The sequence below is a fragment of the Kribbella ginsengisoli genome (assembly GCF_039537185.1).
GTDB lineage: Bacteria > Actinomycetota > Actinomycetes > Propionibacteriales > Kribbellaceae > Kribbella > Kribbella koreensis.
Genome location: NZ_BAABAA010000007.1, coordinates 534,853 through 554,005 on the forward strand (window position 1 = coordinate 534,853; position 19,153 = coordinate 554,005).

The 19,153-nt window shown below is 67.3% G+C and carries 23 protein-coding genes; 14 read left to right on the forward strand and 9 right to left on the reverse strand.

Annotated features, from left to right (window positions below):
- Positions 1-47: 47 nt before the first annotated feature.
- From ABD768_RS25935 to ABD768_RS25945, 3 genes are all read left to right on the forward strand, one after another.
- The gene (locus tag ABD768_RS25935; RefSeq protein ID WP_344844824.1) at positions 48-2,399 is read left to right on the forward strand and encodes a hypothetical protein; all 2,352 of its coding nucleotides are present in this window, start codon (positions 48-50) and stop codon (positions 2,397-2,399) included.
- Between the two features lie 79 nt (positions 2,400-2,478).
- Positions 2,479-3,609, forward strand: a complete 1,131-nt coding sequence (locus ABD768_RS25940) for an LLM class flavin-dependent oxidoreductase (RefSeq protein WP_344844826.1) — start codon at positions 2,479-2,481, stop codon at positions 3,607-3,609.
- Positions 3,606-4,202 carry an FMN reductase gene (locus ABD768_RS25945; RefSeq protein WP_344844829.1) on the forward strand — a complete coding sequence of 199 codons (597 nt, stop codon included), beginning with the start codon at positions 3,606-3,608 and terminating at the stop codon, positions 4,200-4,202. The genes ABD768_RS25940 and ABD768_RS25945 overlap by 4 nt, the downstream gene beginning before the upstream one ends.
- A gap of 137 nt (positions 4,203-4,339) precedes the next feature.
- On the opposite strand, the gene ABD768_RS25950 is transcribed toward ABD768_RS25945, so the two are convergent.
- A complete protein-coding gene (locus ABD768_RS25950; RefSeq protein ID WP_344844832.1) occupies positions 4,340-4,963 on the reverse strand; it encodes a hypothetical protein in 624 nt (207 codons plus the stop codon).
- Positions 4,964-5,113: 150 nt separating this feature from the next.
- Entirely contained in the window at positions 5,114-5,848 is a 735-nt protein-coding gene (locus ABD768_RS25955; RefSeq protein ID WP_343967085.1) for an SDR family NAD(P)-dependent oxidoreductase, read from the reverse strand.
- A gap of 118 nt (positions 5,849-5,966) precedes the next feature.
- On the opposite strand from ABD768_RS25955, the gene ABD768_RS25960 reads away from it, so the two are divergent.
- Entirely contained in the window at positions 5,967-6,560 is a 594-nt protein-coding gene (locus tag ABD768_RS25960) for a TetR/AcrR family transcriptional regulator (RefSeq protein WP_344844837.1), read from the forward strand.
- 93 nt (positions 6,561-6,653) lie between these two features.
- A complete protein-coding gene (locus tag ABD768_RS25965) occupies positions 6,654-7,148 on the forward strand; it encodes a hypothetical protein (protein ID WP_344844840.1) in 495 nt (164 codons plus the stop codon).
- A 6-nt stretch (positions 7,149-7,154) separates the two neighbouring features.
- On the opposite strand, the gene ABD768_RS25970 is transcribed toward ABD768_RS25965, so the two are convergent.
- A complete protein-coding gene (locus ABD768_RS25970; RefSeq protein ID WP_343967082.1) occupies positions 7,155-7,871 on the reverse strand; it encodes a class I SAM-dependent methyltransferase in 717 nt (238 codons plus the stop codon).
- A 148-nt stretch (positions 7,872-8,019) separates the two neighbouring features.
- Between ABD768_RS25970 and ABD768_RS25975 the strand changes: the two genes are divergently transcribed.
- Positions 8,020-8,601 (forward strand): DinB family protein, encoded by a 582-nt coding sequence (locus ABD768_RS25975; protein WP_344844843.1) that lies wholly within the window; start codon positions 8,020-8,022, stop codon positions 8,599-8,601.
- A gap of 33 nt (positions 8,602-8,634) precedes the next feature.
- On the opposite strand, the gene ABD768_RS25980 is transcribed toward ABD768_RS25975, so the two are convergent.
- Positions 8,635-9,405 (reverse strand): TetR/AcrR family transcriptional regulator, encoded by a 771-nt coding sequence (locus ABD768_RS25980; RefSeq protein WP_343967080.1) that lies wholly within the window; start codon positions 9,403-9,405, stop codon positions 8,635-8,637.
- Positions 9,406-9,519: 114 nt separating this feature from the next.
- Here ABD768_RS25980 and ABD768_RS25985 point away from each other — a divergent pair, with 114 nt between their 5' ends.
- From ABD768_RS25985 to ABD768_RS25995, 3 genes are all read left to right on the forward strand, one after another.
- Positions 9,520-10,458, forward strand: coding sequence for an ATP-binding cassette domain-containing protein (locus ABD768_RS25985; RefSeq protein WP_425552074.1), 939 nt, complete (start codon positions 9,520-9,522; stop codon positions 10,456-10,458).
- Positions 10,455-11,249, forward strand: coding sequence for an ABC transporter permease (locus ABD768_RS25990; protein ID WP_344844848.1), 795 nt, complete (start codon positions 10,455-10,457; stop codon positions 11,247-11,249). The genes ABD768_RS25985 and ABD768_RS25990 overlap by 4 nt, the downstream gene beginning before the upstream one ends.
- Positions 11,250-11,382: 133 nt before the next feature.
- Complete coding sequence (locus ABD768_RS25995) at positions 11,383-12,324, forward strand: FkbM family methyltransferase (RefSeq protein WP_343967077.1); 942 nt, start codon at positions 11,383-11,385, stop codon at positions 12,322-12,324.
- On the opposite strand, the gene ABD768_RS26000 is transcribed toward ABD768_RS25995, so the two are convergent.
- Entirely contained in the window at positions 12,325-13,092 is a 768-nt protein-coding gene (locus ABD768_RS26000) for an SDR family NAD(P)-dependent oxidoreductase (protein WP_344844850.1), read from the reverse strand. It abuts the gene before it with no gap.
- Between the two features lie 51 nt (positions 13,093-13,143).
- On the opposite strand from ABD768_RS26000, the gene ABD768_RS26005 reads away from it, so the two are divergent.
- Positions 13,144-13,503 (forward strand): hypothetical protein, encoded by a 360-nt coding sequence (locus ABD768_RS26005; RefSeq protein ID WP_344844853.1) that lies wholly within the window; start codon positions 13,144-13,146, stop codon positions 13,501-13,503.
- Positions 13,504-13,565: 62 nt separating this feature from the next.
- Positions 13,566-14,105 carry a GNAT family N-acetyltransferase gene (locus ABD768_RS26010; RefSeq protein WP_344844856.1) on the forward strand — a complete coding sequence of 180 codons (540 nt, stop codon included), beginning with the start codon at positions 13,566-13,568 and terminating at the stop codon, positions 14,103-14,105.
- A 90-nt stretch (positions 14,106-14,195) separates the two neighbouring features.
- Here ABD768_RS26010 and ABD768_RS26015 read toward each other — a convergent pair whose 3' ends face one another.
- A complete protein-coding gene (locus ABD768_RS26015; RefSeq protein ID WP_344844859.1) occupies positions 14,196-14,636 on the reverse strand; it encodes a hypothetical protein in 441 nt (146 codons plus the stop codon).
- 77 nt (positions 14,637-14,713) lie between these two features.
- On the opposite strand from ABD768_RS26015, the gene ABD768_RS26020 reads away from it, so the two are divergent.
- The 3 genes from ABD768_RS26020 to ABD768_RS26030 all read left to right on the forward strand — a co-directional run bounded on the left by ABD768_RS26020 (position 14,714) and on the right by ABD768_RS26030 (position 16,417).
- A complete protein-coding gene (locus tag ABD768_RS26020) occupies positions 14,714-15,091 on the forward strand; it encodes a hypothetical protein (protein ID WP_344844862.1) in 378 nt (125 codons plus the stop codon).
- Between the two features lie 128 nt (positions 15,092-15,219).
- Positions 15,220-16,290: a radical SAM protein gene (locus ABD768_RS26025; protein WP_344844865.1), complete on the forward strand. Its 1,071-nt coding sequence runs from the start codon at positions 15,220-15,222 to the stop codon at positions 16,288-16,290.
- On the forward strand, positions 16,283-16,417 hold the full coding sequence (locus tag ABD768_RS26030) for a hypothetical protein (RefSeq protein ID WP_344844867.1): 135 nt from the start codon (positions 16,283-16,285) through the stop codon (positions 16,415-16,417). Before ABD768_RS26025 ends, ABD768_RS26030 begins: the two co-directional genes overlap by 8 nt.
- A gap of 7 nt (positions 16,418-16,424) precedes the next feature.
- On the opposite strand, the gene ABD768_RS26035 is transcribed toward ABD768_RS26030, so the two are convergent.
- Genes ABD768_RS26035 through fgd form a run of 3 tightly spaced genes read right to left on the reverse strand, consistent with a single transcriptional unit; the run spans position 16,425 to position 18,836 of the window.
- Positions 16,425-16,991, reverse strand: coding sequence for a GNAT family N-acetyltransferase (locus ABD768_RS26035; RefSeq protein WP_344844870.1), 567 nt, complete (start codon positions 16,989-16,991; stop codon positions 16,425-16,427).
- A gap of 11 nt (positions 16,992-17,002) precedes the next feature.
- Complete coding sequence (locus tag ABD768_RS26040) at positions 17,003-17,827, reverse strand: DUF72 domain-containing protein (RefSeq protein ID WP_344844872.1); 825 nt, start codon at positions 17,825-17,827, stop codon at positions 17,003-17,005.
- A 4-nt stretch (positions 17,828-17,831) separates the two neighbouring features.
- A complete protein-coding gene (gene fgd, locus ABD768_RS26045) occupies positions 17,832-18,836 on the reverse strand; it encodes a glucose-6-phosphate dehydrogenase (coenzyme-F420) (RefSeq protein WP_343967060.1) in 1,005 nt (334 codons plus the stop codon).
- Between the last annotated feature and the right edge of the window lie 317 nt (positions 18,837-19,153).

Genomic DNA, 19,153 nt, shown 5'->3' on the forward strand with positions numbered 1-19,153 from the left:
ATAATCCGAATTATCATCACCGCTGTCAACCCGTGAGGACGGTCATCGTGAGGGAAGCACCGAGATCCGAGCCGCAGTTCTCCCCGTCCCGCCGCCAGGTCCTGGCCGCGGGGTTCGCCGCCGGCGTCCTGACCTGGCTGAGGCCCAGCGAGGTTCACGCCGGCACCGACGCAGCCGGCGATCCGACTCTCACCGCCGAGGGCATCACCGTCACCGGAGCGCCGGGCGGGATGATCACGGTCCGGGACGCGAGCGGCGCGATCCGCCTGCAGGGTTCGAAGTTCCAGCTCAAGGACGCGGTCGCCGGAACTTTGGTCTCCACCGGCGGTACGCCGAGCCGGGTCTCCCTGCCTGATGGCACCGACGCTCTTCAGATGGTCTACACGATGCCGGCCGCGGCCGGGCCGATCACCGTCACCGGCCTGGTGACGGTGTCGACCAGCGCTGTCCACTACGAGTGGACCGTCACGGGGTCGACGACGCTGACGCCGGACGGGTTCATGTTCAGCCGGGCGATCGTCGGCAAGACCGCGGACGACGTCTGGCTCCCGATCAACCAATGGAACCGGGCGCCCGACGGCGGCATTCCGTTCGAGACCGCGGCGGGGGTCGCCTACGCGTCGACGTGGACGGGGTTGCATGGATTGCTCATCCTCGAGAAGTCGAAGAAGGCGTGGACCAACACGACCTGGGTGCACGCGCCCGGGACGGCGACCGGCCCCGACAGCGCGGTCACGGGGGCCGACTTCATCTTCAGCGAGCAGCGGCCCAACGCTGCGGCGGCGGCCGGCCAGGGTCGTGACCTCGCGATCGAGTTGTGGACCGATCAGCCGTTCAACCTGTGGAGCGGGCCGGGCGTGCAGATGCCGGTCAAGGTGCAGGTGGCCAACGCTTTGCCGCAGAGTCGGTCGGCCGTGCTCACTTGGTGGGCCCGCGACTTCAACGGGACGATCCTTGGGTCCAGCACGGCGACGGTGACGGTGCCCGCGCTTGGGACGGTCGACTACACGTTCAGTTTGAGCTCACCGGCGTACGGGTCGATCGTGACTGAGGTGAGCGTGCAGGCGGGTTCCGATTCGGCCTTTGCGCGGACCAATCTGACCGTGCTGCCCGACTACGACTATCAGGCGGGCGACTCGAGCATCTTCGGGATCGCCAACTATCCGTGGCTCCAGGTGCCGTCGGCGGACGCGCTGCTGGATCTGTGGCAGAAGGTCGGGATCAGGTGGGTGCGGATCGCGTACGACGGCGGGCCGGGCGTGCCGCCCGCGGTCTACGACCAGCGTGGGATGCCGCACAACATCGAGCTGCAGCCGCCGCTGCCGTTGGCGACGACGACGGACGCCGCGGCGCTGGCGTGGGCCACGACGAGCGTCGATACCGCCATCGCCGCCGGCGCTCGGTACTTCGAGGTCGGCAACGAACTCAATCGGCCATGGAACACGCCTGGTGGGACCGCAGCGGCGTACGTCGCGAAGGCGCTGCGGCCGGTCTACGAGCAGGTGCAGGCGCGAGGGGCGACGCTGAAGCTGCTGAACAACGGGATCGCGGGGATGGACAAGCCCTGGCTCGAGGAATTCCACGCGGCCGGTGGGTGGGACCTGATCGACGGGTTCGCGTTCCATCCGGGGCGGGGCAACTTCGCGCCGGACTACATCCCGGCTGGACCTGGTGAGGACTGGGATGCGGGGGCCACTGGCAGGTACTGGAACTTCCTCGGTGGGCTGCGGCAGCTCAAGGCGCTGATGGCGCAGTACGGGCCGAAGGAGATCTGGATGACCGAGGCCTATGCGTGCACGCAGCCCAATGCGTGGTGGCACGACTCGTACCGGCATGCGGCGGAGAACGTGCTGCTGACGTTGGCACTGGCATTGGCTGAGGGGGTTCGGTGCGTGAACTGGTACCAGTTCCACGACAGCGTGATCGGGAACGAGCAGCTGGCCAACGAGGCGAACGCCGAGTACCACTTCGGGCTGATGAACCGGGATACGAGCGCCAAGCCGTCGCTGCTGGCTTATGCGACCGCTACTCGCACGCTGGACGGGGCGACCTTCGTACGCTGGTTGCAGTTGCCCGGGGCTTCGAAGGGGCTGCTCTTTGATACGCCCCGTGGGCAGGCTGCGGTGCTGTGGAACAGGACCGATGGGTACATCCTCAACACCGCCGGGCCGCGGGACGACTGGCGGTTCCCGGAGCCTGAGGTGTGGGTCGATACCTGGGCGACCAAGACCAATCTGACTGTTTGCGCCCGGACGGCCACGGTCAAGCAGGTGGACTGCATCGGGCAGGAGTCGACGCTGACCCGGTCGGCCGGGAAGGTGACGGTGCGGCTGGACGGCGCCGCGCGGATCTTCTACGGATTGGACTTCGATCACCCGCTGCCGGGTGGTCATCGATGATGGAATGACTCGCCGCCGGTTGGCGTTCTTGGTGGCAAGGTAGTTAAATTGTGAACTACCCTGAGACCGAGGAGTTCAGATGCAGTTCGGTGTGTTCACCGTCGGAGACGTGACGAAGGACCCGGTCAGCGGCAAGACGCTGACCGAGGGCGAGCGGATCCAGCAGATGGTGACGGTCGCACTCAAGGCCGAGGAAGTCGGTCTGGACGTGTTCGCGACCGGCGAGCACCACAACCCGCCGTTCGTGCCGTCGTCACCGACCACGCTGCTCGGTTTCATCGCCGCCAAGACGTCGAAGATCCTGTTGTCGACCTCGACGACGCTGATCACCACCAATGACCCGGTGAAGATCGCCGAGGACTACGCGATGCTGCAGCACCTGGCCGAGGGCCGGGTCGACCTGATGATGGGCCGCGGCAACACCGGCCCGGTCTACCCGTGGTTCGGCCAGGACATCCGCAACGGCATCCACCTCGCGATCGAGAACTACGCCCTGCTGCGCCGGTTGTGGCGCGAGGACGTGGTCAGCTGGGAAGGCAAGTTCCGTACCCCGCTGGAGGGCTTCACGTCGACGCCGCGGCCGCTGGACGGCGTACCGCCGTTCGTCTGGCACGGTTCGATCCGCAGCCCGGAGATCGCCGAGCAGGCCGCGTACTACGGCGACGGGTTCTTCCACAACAACATCTTCTGGCCGGCCGACCACACTGCGCGGCTGATCCAGCACTACCGCTCGCGGTTCGAGCACTACGGCCATGGGGCTGCTGACCAGGCCATCGTCGGGCTGGGCGGGCAGGTGTTCATGCGCAAGAACTCGCAGGATGCGCGTTCGGAGTACCGGCCTTACTTCGACCACTCGCCGATCTACGGTGGCGGGCCGTCGATGGAGGAGACGATGGAGCAGACTCCTCTTGCTGTTGGGAGTCCGCAGGAGATCATCGACCGGACGATGACGTTCCGGGAGAAGTTCGGCGACTACCAGCGGCAGCTGTTCATCGCGGACCATGCTGGTCTGCCGTTGAAGACGGTGCTGGAGCAGATGGACATCCTTGGTTCTGAGGTTGTTCCCGTGCTGCGCAAGGAGTTTGACGCGCTGCGGCCGGCGCACGTGCCGGAGGCGCCGACGCACGAGTCGCTGAAGGCTGCTGCTGAGCGGGCCGCTTCGCTTGAGTCGGTAAGCCCGGAGGCTGTCGGGCTGGAGGGAACGCGATGACTTCGATCGCTGTGGTGACGGCTGGGCTGACGACACCTTCGTCGACCCGGCTGCTCGCCGACCGGTTGTCGGCGGCGGTGCGGGATCAGCTGGACGGGCGCGGTACGGAGTACAAGCTCGAGGTGTTCGAGCTGCGCGACCTCGCGCACGACCTCACCAACAACCTCCTGACCGGCTTCCCGTCCGCCTCGCTCGGCAAGGTGCTGGAGACGGTGACTGCAGCGGACGGCCTGATCGCGGTCACCCCAACCTTCAGCGCCTCCTACAACGGCCTCTTCAAAATGTTCTTCGATGTGTTGGACGACCAGGCCCTGGCCGGCAAGCCCGTCCTGATCGCCGCAACGGGCGGCACCGAACGCCACTCCCTGGTCCTTGACTACGCTCTACGCCCTCTCTTCTCCTACTTGAAGGCGATCGTCGTCCCAACCGGCGTCTACGCCGCTTCGTCCGACTGGGGCGTCGGCGCCACCAAACTCCACGCCCGGATCGAACGAGCCGCCACCGAACTGGTCGATGCCATGAGCAACGAACGGGTGGCCGCCGTAGACCCCTACGCCAACCCCACCTCCTTCGAAGACCTCCTCAACAGCTAACGCACCGAGCGGCGAACCCACCACTGGTGGGCTCGGACAGCAAGCGGCGGGCTCGGACATGCAGCGGTGGGCTCGGACACGATATGCGATGTCCTAGCCCACCACTTCTTGTTCAAGGTCGCCGCAACTGCACGTGGTTAGTGGTGCCCAGCTCCGTCATCGGAGGACTTGCCGGAACCCGACTTCCCTGAGCCCGACCCGGACGAACCTGACCCAGAAGAGCCCGACCCGGACTCACCGGAGCCGTGGCGGCCACCCCTGTCATCGCCCGGCTCCACCTGCCCGCGCAGGCCACCCTTGTCGTCGCCTGGCTCCGCGTGGTGGCGCAGGCCACCCTTGTCGTCGCCTGGCTCGGCGTGGTGGCGCAGGCCGCCCTTGTCGTCGCCGGGTTCGGTGGTGGTGTGGGTGGTTGGGGTGCGGAGACCGCCCTTGTCGTCCCCGGGCTCGGCCGACTTGCGGGTTGTCGCTGTGCGCAGGCCGCCTTTGTCGTCGCCCGGTTCGGCGGTCGCACGAGAACTCGGGGCGCGGAGACCACCCTTGTCATCGCCGGGCTGGGTCGTCTGCGTGCTGGGAGTGCGGTGGTCGCCACCCTTGTCGTCGGTTGTCACAGCCGACCAGGCGAGCGTCCCGCCGGCCACGACGCCCGTCACGGCAACCACAGCGATCGCGCCGCTGCCGGCCCAGGCGAAGTACCGGCGCGACTTCCGCCGCACCACACTCGGCTGCTGACCCATGGCTTCGTTCTGCTCATCAGTTGTCATACACCGATGCTCATCCGCGACCACGGGCAACAGCCATCGGACCTTGGTCGTAGTACCTACGGCTCACCCGGTCCAAGGAATCTTCAGCGAGCCTCAGCGCCGAGAGCGATGCCGAAGCCGGCGCCCTTTGTTCGGGTACGGATCAGCCGGTCAGATCACCGTGGTGCCGCCGTCGACGACCAGTTCCATTCCGTTGACGTAGCTCGAGTCGTCCGAGGCGAGGAACAACGCGGCCGACGCGATCTCGTCAGGCCGGCCCATCTCTCGCCGCGGGATCACGGATTCGAACTGCGCCTTCGTCTGCGCGTCCATCACTTCCTCCATCAACGGCGTGGCGACCTGGCCGGGGGTCAGCACGTTCACCCGGATCTTCCGGTCCCTCAACTCGGCGACCCACACTCGCGCGTACGCGGGCAGTACCGCCTTGCTCGCCGCGTACACACTCCAGTCGGGGTAGCCGCGGAGCGACGCGTTCGACCCGGTCATGAGGATCGAGCCGCCGTCGTTGAACAGCGGCAACGCCTTCTGGACCGTGAACAGCGTGCCGCGCGCGTTCAGCGAGAAGGCGGCGTCGAACTGCTCCTCGGTGATCTCGCCCAGCCTGCCCTGCTCACCCGTCCCGGCACTCGCCCACAACACGTCGATCGAACCCTTTTCCTGCTTGACCGTCTCGAACAACCGGTCCAGATCATCGAGGTCGGCTGAATCACCCTGTACGCCGGTCACGTTCCGGCCGATCAGCTGAACGGCCTCGTCCAGCGCATCCTTCCGCCGGCCCGAGATGAAGACGTGAGCCCCTTCGTCGACGAACAACTTCGCACCAGCCAGAGCCATCCCACTGGTCCCGCCGGTGATCACCGCAACCTTGCCATCGAGCTTTCCCACGAGAACTCCATCCACCTGCGAGTTATGTATACCGATCTGAGTACTTAACGTAGCTGGCGGCTGCCCTAGTTGCAAGCTATGCACACCGATCGGTACCCGAGTGGGCTACGCTTGGCGCGTGACAGAGGTGGAGAAGGGCCCGCGAGGACTGCGCCGCGGCCGGGGCGCGAGAGAGCGCATCATCAGCGCGTCGCAACAGCTGTTCCGCGATCAAGGCATCAACAGCACCGGCATGGACCAGCTCTGCGCGGCAGCCGCGGTGTCCAAGCGCACGCTGTACCAGCACTTCTCCGGCAAGGACGATCTGATCGCCGAGGGCCTCCGCCGATTCGACCCGGACATCCTGCCCGAGGTCTTCGACAACCCCGACCTCACACCCCGCGAACGCCTTTCAACGGCGTTCGAGATCCATGCCCCCCTGTGCCCGTTCATCGCGGCGGCCGTCGAAATCCCCGACCCGAACCACCCCGCACGCATCTACGCCCGCGACTACAAACTCGCCTTCGCCGCCCGCCTCACCCAAACCGCCCGCGAAGCCGGCGCCCCCGACCCCGAACTCCTAGGCGCACAACTAGCCCTACTCCTGGACGGCGCCTCAGCCCGCACCCGGGTCCTCAACGCCGACGCCTTCTCCACAGCCATCACCATCGCTACCGCCCTCATCAACGCAGCCATCCCCGCGGCGGCAACCGCCACCCATCACGAAGATTGAGCACCACGCCAAGGTGGTTGCGTTGCCATAGGCAACTAAATCGATCCACCCAGACGCCCGTGGGATCTGCAGAACATCCGGGATACTGACCCGGTGACCGGGCTACTGCACGATCCCTCAGGGCTGTCCAAAGCCACCTGGACGGATGCCGACTTCTCCGACATGGGGTGGCATGACTGCCGAGTTCATGCGGTCAGCATCGGCGAGTACGAGGACGACACTCTTCCACCCGCCAGGCTGCTCCTCGACCTCGACTACATCGTGCGGTGGGTGGAGCCCGAACGGAGCGAGCGGCACTTCACCTTCTGGATCACGCCCGCGACGCTTGTCTTCGAAAGAGCCTGGAACATCACCGGCCAGCTCGGACCCCTCCACGAGCTCCTTGAGATCGCCGACATCCACCGCCTGGCTCCGCCCGACAACGCCCCAGAGCCGCTCTGGCACATCGAAGGCCAAAACTTCGACCTCCACCTCCGAGCCGCCGGCTACACCCAGCACCTCCGAACACCCCCACAACACGTCCCCCGACAGCTCCTCACCCCAACCCAGCGAGGCGGAACCACCTTCGACGAGCAGTCCTTCGGCTGACCCTGTTCAGCGGGCTTCCAGTTCGAAGAAGAGGAAGCAGATGAATGAGCGGCCGTCTGGGTTGGGGAGGAGTTCGGCTGGGGTGTTGGCGGCGGGTGGGGGCTCGGTGACCGTTTTGATGCTGAACCCGGCGTTGATGAAGGTGTTGATGACGTCTTGCAGGGGGCGGTGCCAGTAGGTCATCCATACGGTTCCTTCGCCGAAGTCGTAGTCCTCGGAGTACTGGGTGAGGGCGAAGTAGTCGGACTCGGGGTAGACGATCGCGTAGACGGTGGGGTGGATGATCGAGACGATGAGGCGGCCGGCTGGTTTGAGTACGCGTCGCAGTTCGGCCAGTGCCGAGGTCCAGTCTTCGACGTAGTGCAAGGACAGTGAGGCGACGACGCAGTCGAAAGTGTCGTCGGGATAGGGAAGCGACGCACCGAGGTCGGCGACTTCCAGGTCCGCGTCCTCGCCCAGCCTTTCGCGGGCGAGTTCGATCATGGCGGGACTGAGGTCGAAGCCGGAGACGGACGCGTCCTTGTTTCGCAGGGCTTCCATCAAGGGGCCCGAGCCGCAGCCGGCGTCGAGAATATGCAGGCCCGCGACGTCGCCGGCGAGACGAATCATCTCGGGACGCGCGTAGTAGGCGTTGAAGAGGTTGTTGTCGTTGCTGGCCGAGTACGCAGCCGCGAAGCTGTCATAGTCAGCGACAGGGGCGGCCTTGCTCACCGAATCGGGCATGACAGTTTCTACCCCGGCGGAGCAGGTGCGCGCCAACCAGGCGTGGCCGGCTCGCTACCCGGAATCTTCACCGGTCGGGTCTTACCGATCGCCGTCGACAAGCGCCTGACTCGCGATCTTCTGCCACCTGCTGGCAGGGTGCTGTCCCATGATCGACGACGCCGCGAAGGCCAACTTGTACAACTACCTGAGGCACGAACGTGAGGCGGTGCTTGCCAAGCTCGACGGTCTTTCCGAGTACGACGTCCGTCGCCCGCTGACCGTGACCGGGACCAACCTGCTGGGCCTGGTCAAGCACCTGGCGACATGGGAGGCCAGGTACCTCGGCGAGGTCTTCGACCGTCCCTTTCCCGAACCTCTGCCCCGGTGGGACGTCGAGGCCGAGCGACTCGCTGACATGTGGGCGACCGAGCACGAGACCCGCAGCGACATCGTCAACCGCTACCGACGGGTGTGGGACCACAGCGACGCGACGGTCGAGGCCCTCGCCCTCGATGCCACGGGCCGCGTCGCCTGGTGGCAGGACGCCGAAGTTCCCCTGTTCAACATCCTCGTCCACCTGCTCGCCGAAACCAGTCGGCACGCCGGCCACGCCGACATCCTGCGCGAAGCGCTCGACGGAGCGGTAGGTACCGACGCGGAGGCCATGGCCGAGCAGCCGCACGACCCAGCCTTCTGGAAGGAGCACCGCGAAGAGATCGAGGCGGCCGCCAGGTCAGCAGCCGGCTGACCTTAGGAGCAGGCGTCGGGGGGCGCGTGGGGATTACTGGCGTTCGGCTATCAGGAGGGCTGTGCCGTTGAGGATCGTGGTCAGGCCGAAGGTCAGGGCGTGGGCTGGGTCGACGGTGGCTTGGTATTGCTCGCCGGCTGAGGTTCCTACGCGGCCGGCTAGGGGGAAGCGGTCGGCCAGGCCGGCCATGTAGCGCTCTAGGACTGGGGCGGTGGTCAGCCACCATTCCTGGTCCGAGAGGCCGGACTCTTGTTGGGTGCGGATCTGCTCGGCGCCGGCGCGGGCCGTGCCCAGGACGTGGGTGAGGACCAGGGAGAGGGTCGAGTCCATCTCGACATCCGTCAGGCCTAGGCCGTCCAGGGGGCGGAGCTCGGTCTCGTACTTGAGGGTGATGTTCGGGCCGAGCGCCATCCGGCCGGCGGGGACGTCGTGAAGCCAGGGATGGCGGGTCAGGACGTCCCAGTTGCGGTGGGCGATGAACTCCAGAGCGCCCCGCCACCCACCCGGTTGCCGACCAGGCTCGTCGGGGTCGGAATACAGGTCGGCGTAAACGGTGTCGAACATGAGGTCGGTCAGCTCGCCCTTGCCGGGGACGTGGGTGTAGAGCGACATCGTGCCGACCTTCAGCTGCTCGGCGACCAGTCGCATCGAGACCGCTTCCAGCCCGCGAGCGTCGGCCAGTTCGATCGCGGCGTCGATGATCGCGCGCACGGTCAGCCCGGAGCGGCCGGGCTTGGTGTGACTGCCCCAGAGCAGCGCCAAACTGCGCGCGGGATCGGGCGGGGCGATCTTTTTTCCAGTCACGAGGAACAAACTCCAGCCGGTCGTCGTTGACCCGATCGTACCCGAGCCGTACGCTGTACGGTACAGTCTACGGTTCGCAGACCGGACGAGAGGTGGCAGGTGACGACTGAGCGCATGATCGAGGCGTTCGACGTACGCAAGAACTACGCCGGAGGCACGGAAGGGGCGGGGCTGAACGGTTTCGACCTGGAGGTGGAGGCCGGCACGGTGACCGGCCTGCTGGGGCCGAACGGAGCGGGCAAGACGACGGCGGTACGGATCCTGGCGACCCTGCTCAGGATGGATTCGGGCGAGGCGAGGATCGCCGGGTACGACGTGAGCCGGCACGGCGCGGAGGTCAGGCGCACCATCGGCCTGGTCGGCCAGTACGCCGCTGTCGACGAAATCCTCACCGGCAAGCAAAACCTGGTCATGTTCGGCCGGCTCAACCATCTTGGCCACACCAAAGCGACGAGCCGTGCCGACGAATTGCTCGAGCGGTTCGGGCTGACCGAGTCGGCCAACTTGCCGGCTTCGAAGTACTCGGGCGGAATGCGCAGGCGACTCGACCTGGCCGCGAGCCTGATCGTCGCGCCGAAGGTGTTGTTCGTCGACGAGCCGACGACGGGGCTAGACCCGGCCGGGCGGGCCGAGGTGTGGTCGGCGGTACGCGAGCTGGTCAGGCAAGGAACGACGGTGCTGCTGACCACGCAGTACCTGGACGAGGCGGATCAACTGGCCGACCGGATCTCGATGCTCAAGGCGGGCAAGGTCGTTGCCGAGGGGACGCCGGACGCGCTGAAAGCACAGCTGGGCGCGGACTGGCTCGATTTGGTGCTCACGGCAACGGATCAGGTACCGCTGATCCTGCAGCTGACCGAGCGGCTGGCCGACGGCGACATCCAGGTCGACGATCTGAAGGTGAGCATCCCGGTCAAGGACCGGACGAGAGCACTCGTGGAGGTCGCCACATTGTTGCAGGAGGCAAAGATCGAACCGGCGGACATCACCTTGCGCAGACCGACCCTCGACGAGGTCTTCCTGCACCTGACCGGAGCGGGGGTGCCGGCATGACGGCGCGACTGGGCTGGGCCCTGGCGGACGGCTGGACGATCGCGCGCCGCGCCTTGCTGCATTGGCGGATGCAGCCGGGGCCGGTGATCTTCGGCTGGCTTTTCCCGGTGCTGATGATGCTGATGTTCGGCGCGCTGCTCGGCGGCGCGATCGAGATGCCGTCCGGAGACTCGTACTACGAGTTGCTGGTGCCCGGCATCTTCGCGCTGGCCATGTTGTTCGGGCTGGAGTCGACGATGACGGCGGTCACCACCGATGTCGACAAGGGGATCACGGATCGGTTCCGCTCCCTGCCGATGAGTTCGGCGGCGGTCGTTCTCGGCCGGTGCATCGCGGATCTGCTCGACTCGGCGGTCACGCTGATCGTGCTGAGCGGCGCGGGGCTCGCGCTCGGCTGGCGCTGGCATGGGAGCGCCGTCGAAGCCGTGGCGGCGTTCGGGCTGCTGCTTGCGCTGCGGTTCGCGTTGCTCTGGATCGGGATCTTCATCGGGCTGATGGTGAAGAACGCGCAGAGCGTGATGGCGGTGCAGATCATCGTCTGGCCGATCGGGTTCCTGTCCAGCGCGTTCGTCGCCACGTCGACGATGCCGGGCTGGCTCGGCGCGATCGCCCAGTGGAACCCGCTGTCGGCGACGGCGACGGCGGCCCGGGCGCTGTTCGGCAACCCCGATCCGTCGGCGGCGTCGTGGATCGGCGATCACGCGCTGGAGGCGGCGATCATCGGTCCGTTGTTGCTGACAGCGATCTTCTTGCCGCTGTCAGCGATCCGGTTCCGCCGGTTGTCGCGCTGAGCAACCACATCGTCGTGCTGAGCAACCATCGCGGAGGTCGCGCTGAGCCAGCTTCAGGGCACGCTGCGGATCTTGAACTGATCCTTACCCGGATAAGTGCGTAGTTTTGCCCGTTAACGGGTAACGATGGGGGATGGAGTATCGCGATGGAGTGGTCCGCCGGGTGGCGTGGGAGGTTCCTCACGCCGCCGGGCGGTCGCTCGGCGTCGACGCTGCACGCCGGCTCGCACGGGTGATGGGCTCCGCCGAAGGGCTGACCGAGGCGGGCGTCACCCGGATCGCCAATCGCATCTCGCCACGGGTCGCCGACCAGAATCCGCGGCTCGTGAAGATCCCGCCGGAGTGGGCGGCGACGGACATCGCAGTACGCCGGCAGGGCCTGCGCTGGCGACTCGACCTGCGGGACAACCTGCAGGCGGTCCTGTACTACGCCGGCCGCTACGAACCGGCCGTCACGCGCTTCCTGCGAGCCGAGCTGAAGCCGGACGACGTCGTACTCGACATCGGGGCGAACATCGGGCTGCACAGCCTCGGCGCGGCCCGGCAACTGCGTGAGCTCGGCGGCGGCAAGGTGATCGCCTTCGAGCCGGCGGCGGACTCGCTGGACAAGCTACGGGCGGCGGCCGAGCTCAACGGGCTGGCCGATCTGATCACGCTGGTGCCCGTGGCGCTCGGCGAACGGAAGTACAAGGCGGCACTGCACGCGGACTCCCGGTATGACCCGGCTGACTCCGGCGTGCGGTCGTTGCAGGCGGATGGCGAGGTCGTGCAGGACGTGCCGGTGATCCGGCTGGACGACTGGGTTCGCGAGCAGGCGCTGGACCGGGTGGACGTGGTCAAGCTGGACGTCGAGGGCTCCGAGGCTGCTGCGCTGGCCGGCGCGACCAGGACGCTCATCCGGTTCCTGCCTCGGGCAGTACTGGTCGAGGACAAGAACCCAGCCCTCAGGCGTCGCCTCCACACGGCCCTGGACGAGCTCGGCTACCGCTCGACCGGCGCCACCTTCGACCACAACACCCTCTTCCGCCCCGACCGCACCGACCGCGAAGTCCTCCGCCGCCACTCCCTCCGCTGACTACGGCATCAGCTGGCCGCCGTTGACCTCGATGATTTGGCCGGTGACGTAGCCGGACATGCGGTCGGAGGCCAGGTAGAGGATGGTGCCTACGCATTCGTGCGGGGTGCCGGTGCGGCCCATCGGGATGGTGGTGAGCATGGCCTTCATCTGCTCTTCGCCGGTGTGGCGGTCGTGGAACGGCGTGCGGATGACTCCGGGCGAGATCGCGTTGACGCGGATTCCCTCGGGCGCGAGCTCCTTGGCGAGGCCGCGGGTGAAGGTGCTGACAGCGCCCTTGCTGGTCGCGTAGACGACCGATCCGCCGCCTCCGCCGTGCCGGCCGGCGATCGACGTGACGTTGACGATCGAGCCGCCGCCCTGCGCACGGAGTACCGGAATGACGCGCCGGCTCATCGCGAAGACCGAGGTCAGGTTGACGTCCATGATCCGGTGGAACTCCTCGTCCGGTACGTCGACCACCGGCGCCCGCTTGACCAGGTCACCGGCGTTGTTGACCAGTACGTCGATCCGTCCATGCTTCGCCAGCACCTCGTCGACCAGCGCGGCCGCCGAGTCGGGCGCGGCGAGATCGGCCTGGTGCACTGTCGCAGTGCCGCCGGCGGTACTGACCGCGGCAGCCGTGTGCCGGGCCCCCTCCTCGTTCGAGTGATAGTGCAACGCGACCGTCGCCCCGGATTCCGCGAACCCGACCGCGGCGGCGGCCCCGATCCCGCTGCTGGCGCCGGTGACGAGAACGACCTGATCCCTGAAATCAAGAAAACCCATGCGCCCAACCCTAGGCACGACCACCCCGCTCACCGCCCTAAGGTGAGCCTCATGCGCACCGGCCTCCTGATCGCCCTGTACGCCGTCTGGCCGGTGACAGCCGTCGCCGCCGCGGTGATCGGCCGAGTACGTGCCCGGTTTCTGCTCGTCTGCGCGGGCACCTGGGTGCTCGCCCTCGCGATCGCGACGACCGCGACGGGGACACGGGTCGCAGCACCGATCGGGTTGATGGTCGGGGCGAGCGCCTGCCTGTTTCTCGCGTTCGCGGTCAGCTCCGGAGTGACGTTCATCTTCAACCCGGACACCACCTACGACGTCGATGACGGCAAGAAGCCACCGGCGGAGTACGTCGTACTGGGCGTGGTCGCGCTGATCGACGCGGCGGGGATCGCACTGGCCGTGACCGGTTAGAGGGTTGTGAGTACGCGCCGTGGAGACGTTTGCGGGGGCGTAGGCGGCGGTAGCCTCGATGGATGGGCTATGACGTGGCGAGGCTGGATCTGCGGCGGTGGCGGGTGGCTGATGCGTTGCGGTTGACCGATGCCCATCGGGAGCCAGACATGGCCAACCAGGGCGGTATCCGGGACACCGCGAGCGCGGTCGACTGGATCGGCCGGGTGGCAGACCTCGACAACGGGCATGTGTACGCCGTTGCGGACGCGGACGACCACCCCGTCGGCTGCGTCGCGGTGACCAACATCGATCGTCATCAGGTCGGCTGGACCTGGTACTGGACGATCGCCGAGGTCCGCGGCCAGGGAATCGCCCGGGACGCCCTCCGCGCCCTCGTCGACTGGGCCCACCACGAGGCCGGCTTGTTCCGCCTCGAACTCGGCCACCGCACCAACAACCCGGCCTCCTGCGGCGTGGCCGCCAGCGCCGGCTTCCTCTACGAAGGCCTTGAACGCCAACGCCTCACCTACGACGGCACCCGCTACGACGTAGAACGCCACGCCCGCCTGGCCGCCGACCCCCTCAAACCCCCGAACCGCCCAGTCACCATCACGACATAGGCCCCTGCAACACACAGAACTCGTTCCCATCGAGGTCAGCAAACACACGCCACCGCCAGCCGCGGGCGTAGGACTGCGGCGTGCGGGTGGTCATAGCTCCTCGCGGGGTTTGTCCTGTACTGCGTCCTGGGGGCGGTTCTCCAGGGGTGGCGTGGGGGTGCCGTCGGCGAAGGCGGCCATGAAGAGGCCTACTGCGGCCAGGATCAGGCCTAGGTTCCACCAGCCGCCCAGGCCGATGGCTGCGATGCCGATGGCGGTGGAGACGGCGGCGAAGACCAGGGCGGCGGCGTCGAGGGTGGATTGGGGCTTGGTGTCGAGGTGGCGGAGGCGAGCCTCGAACTGGCGTTCCACGTGGGCGGTCAGCTCGCCGCGCTCGCGGCTGCCCGGCGGGAGCTCCTTGAGCAGGTTGATGTTCAGGGTGAGGTCCTCGCGGAGGTTCTTCCGCGCCGACCGCGCCTGCAGGATCGGCGCCACCGCGGCCAGTACGCCGATCAGCAGCACCCCGAGTTGCGCCAGCAACCTCACCGTCATGACGGGAGAGTACGCCGCGACACCCCGATCCGGCGCCTCACGAGACGTGTCCCTGCGGACCGCTTAGGGTGACGGATGTGGCGAAGAGCAGTAAGGGCGAGACGTTCCTGTCGGTGGTGATCGGTGGGGCGGCCGGGTTCGGGCTGCTCGTGCTGACCCGGCGGGCCTGGGACGTCTGCCATGTCGACCTGACCGGACCGGTCGGCAACGGACCGACGCTGTTCTTCGTCGGCGTACCGGTCGCCCTGGTGGTCAACATCGGGCTGTTCAACATCGTCTTCCGGTTCATGCGCCGCGGCAAAGGCGGCCGGTGGACGATGCCGCTGCTGGCCGCCCTGATCGCCATCGCGATCGCCGACCTCGCCCTCTTCTCCTGGGCCGGCACACCGGCCACCCTGCCCGGCATCTGCCCCGCCAACGTCCCCCCGTGGTGGCCGAAGAGCATCCCCACCTGACGCCTGGCGGTACCGAAAGTCTGCCCCGGGAAATCCTCCCGGCTTCTTCCCGAACGCGATCCCTGGCCGCCGTTCCGCTCCCGGCCGCAGGCTGGTCACTCGACCACCGACCGGCCGGGAGGACCGAGATGTCGCAACCCAGTGGGATTGTCTGGTCCGTCACCTATGCCTGCCCGCTGCGCTGCGTGCACTGCTACACCGAGTCCGGCCGCCGCCGGTCCCACCAGCTCGACCTGACGGAGATGCTGGCGGTCGCCGACGCGCTGATCGCGATGGGACCCGACGAGATCGCGATCGCCGGTGGCGAACCGCTGCTCGTCCACGGCATCGAACAGATCGGCCGGCGGATCCGCGATGCCGGAATCAGTACCTCCCTGTGGACCAGTGGCTGGAACCTCACCGCCGAGCGGATCGACGCCCTCGCCGCGAGCTTCGCCGTGATCCACGTCAGCGTCGACGGTGCCACGGCAGCGGTGCACGACGCGATCCGCGGCCGCAAAGGCTCCTACGACCGTGCTCTGAACGCATTGGCGATCCTCAACGACGCGGCAACGGGTCGTGACGCCCCGCTCCTGTTCGGGATCGACTGCGTCGTGACCCGGTCCAACCTCGGCCAGCTCGAAGAGCTCTGCACCCGCATACCAGCCCTGTACTCCGAACTGCGGTTCATCTCCTTGCAGGCCGCGCTACCGATCGGGCTCGCCAGCCGGCTCGGATTCGTCGAGCACGAACTCCTCACCGACGAGGAGGTCATCGCCTTCGCCGCATCCGAACGGGTGGCCGGGCTGCAAGCCCTCGCGCCGCCAACCGTACGGATCCTTGCCAACGGCCATGAGGGCGAGCATCCGTACCTCAACGACCAGGATCCCGCGATCACTTTCCTCGAGGTGGAGCCGGACGGCGGCGTCCGCGGCTTTCCGATCTACGAGGGCACTGTCGGCAACGTGCGTACGGAGCCTGGCCCGGTGTTGTGGGAGCGTGCGCTCGCTCGCCGCCGCGATCCCTTTGTCCGGCAGGCGTTCGCGACCGTCCGCACCTCGAAGGACTGGGCCGCGGCGGTGCGGGCGATGGACCAGCACTTCGGTACCGACGAAGACCGCGCGCGCTTCGCCGATCGACCCGTCTTTCTCCCATTACACCCTGCTGACCCACCCGTCACCGATCCAGGTGGCCCTGCCGAAAGGATGCACGATGAGTAATGACCTGCTCGACGAGTTCGATCTCGACCTCAGGATCGAGGACAGCCGGCCGATCGGCGAGAAGTACCCGTGCCTGAGCGAGGCCGCTTCCTGCGTGAGCCGCAGGATCTGCGACACAACCGGCTGATCGGCGGCTACCAGGGCGGTGCGGCATAGCTGCGCCAGCGTTCCTCGATGACGTAGCCGAGGGCGAGGTTGGCGCCGAGGCTGGCCTCGTTGAGCGCCGCTCCGCCGGTACCGAAGACCCGTACGCCGTCCGCGGCCAGCGCGAGAATCGACGCCGCCTTCACGGCCTGCCCGATCCCTCGACCGCGATACCCGTCGAGCACGGAGGTGAACCCGGTCTCGCCCCTCGGCGGGTCGTCTTGAAGGCTGATGTACGTCGCTCCGACCAGCCGCTCGCCGTCGAAGGCGCCGAACACCCGCCCGGTCGTCCACAGCTCGGCCAGCTCGTCGACCGGCTGCACGACTCGATGGGTGGCGGGCGTGTACGGGTAGTCCTTCTCGTTCGCCGTCTCCAGCTCGTGCCAGGCGACAGCGGACGAGCGGTCCAACTCACGGACGGTCACGCCGGCTGCCCGGAGTACGACCTGCTCGAGGATCGACGGATCGGGGTCACGCAGCCTGGCCGCCCAGGACTCGCCGACGAGCTGATACCCCGCCGCCTCCAGTTCCGCGCAGCGCGGATCGTCGTCCCGCACAACCTCGACCGTCAACCGATCCCCAATCGTCCGGCCAGCGCCTCGGCATCGAACGGCGCCCGCACCTTCACGTCGTTGTCGAAGTACACATAGACGTCTCGCTGCCAAGCCTGGATCTTGGCGGCCCAGGCGTCGAGCGCTTTGTCGTCGTAGCCGCTCACGTAGAGCTCCTCGGCGCCGTGCAACCGGACATATCCGAAGTCGGCGGTGGTGGAGTCCAGCATCGGCCATTTGCCGGCGCTGTCCGCACAGACCACGGCGATGTCGTGCTCGCTCAGCAGTTCGAGGAACTCTTCGTTCTCGTACGACGGATGCCTGATCTCCAATGCATGACGCAAAGGCTGATCGACCGGGCTGGTCAGCAGGCTCCGGCCTTCCATCCGCTCGTCGTGGCCCTTGGCAAGGGTGATTGCGCCTTTCGTTGTCCTAGGCAACAACTCGAAGAACGCTGCCAGCCGGTCGCGGTCGTAGGCGAGCGTCGGTGGTAGTTGCCAGAGCACCGGGCCGAGCTTGTCGGCCAGCGCGAGGACGCCCGAGGCGAAGAAGTTGGCCAGTGGCGCCTCGACGTCGGCCAGCTTCTTCAGGTGCGTCACGAAGCGCGGGCCCTTGACCGAGAAGACGAAGCCGGGCGGCGTTTCGTCGTACCAGCGCTGGTACGACGTCGGGCGTTGCAGTGAGTAGAAGGAGCCGTTGAGCTCGATCGAGTTGAGCCGGCGAGAGGCGTACTCCAGCTCGGCTCTTTGCGGCAGGCCCTCCGGATAGAAGACCTTGCGCCAGGGCGGATAGCGCCAACCGGAGATACCAACCCGGTACGGCGTATCCGCCCAGCGGTCCATGCGTCTAGAGCTTACGGAGCAGCGGCAGGACGTCGGAGGTGAACTGGGTGAGGAAGCGCTCCTGGTCGTGGCCCGGGCCGTGCATCACCAGGTGGTTGAAGCCGGCGTCGAGGTACGGCTGGAGCTGGCGGACGACCTCTTCGGGATCCGAGGCGACGATCCAGCGCTGGGCGACCTGCTCGATCGGCAGCTCGTCGGCGAGGCGCTCCATCTCGGTCGCGCTCTCGACGCTGTGCTTCTGCTCCGGGGTGAGCGACAGCGGCGCCCAGAACCGGGTGTTCTCCAGCGCGAGCGCGGGGTCGCGGTCGTACGAGATCTTCACCTCGAGCATCCGGTCCACGTCGTCGAAGGAGCGCTCGCCCTTCTCCGCGCCCTCCTTGACGGCCGGGATGAGCTTCTCGGTGTAGAGGTCCATGCCTTTGCCCGAGGTGGCGATGAAGCCGTCGGCGGTACGACCGGCGTACCGGGCGACGACGGGACCGCCGGCCGCGACGTACACCTTGACCGGGGTCTCCGGGCGGTCGTAGATCGAGGCGTCGACGAGCTGGTAGAACGGTCCGTCGGAGCTGACGCCCTCGTCCTGCGTCCACAGGTTGCGGATCAGCTCGACCGCTTCCCGCAACCGCGCGAACCGCTCCTTGAACTCCGGCCACTCGCGCCCGGACACGGCGATCTCGTTCAGCGCCTCACCGGTACCGACACCGAGCATGATCCGCCCCGGGTAGAGCAGCCCCATCGTCGCGAACGCCTGCGCGATCACCGCCGGGTTGTAGCGGAAGGTCGGCGTCAGCACCGACGTGCCGATCAGCACCCGGTTCGTCCGCTCCCCGACCGCCGCCATCCAGGCGAGCGCGAACGGGGCGTGCCCACCCTCATGCCGCCACGGCAGGAAATGATCAGAAACCGTCACACTGTCGAGCCCAAGCTCCTCGGCCCGCACCGCGTACTCCACCAGATCCCGCGGCCCGAACTGCTCGGCAGACGCCTTGTACCCGACCCGAATACTCACCATTGCTCCCGTCTCGTCACCCATACCTACCCCCACTCTCCCACCAACCCAGCCCACCCCCGAGATGTTCCACCCCCGACAGTCGACGACTCACCCAGCCCGCGTTTTGCGTTGTGACACAGATGGGGGCATCGTGGGAAACACGCGAAGCACCGGGGCTTCCTTGGATTCGTCGCCCCGGTGCTCCGCTTCAGTTCCGCCCGGATACCTCGAAGAAGTGCCTGCGGATCCGCGACATCACTGATCGGGCGGCCCTTTCTGCCCGCTGGGGAAAGCCGTTGGTACGCCGCCGGGCAGCACGGGAAATCTTCCCGGTT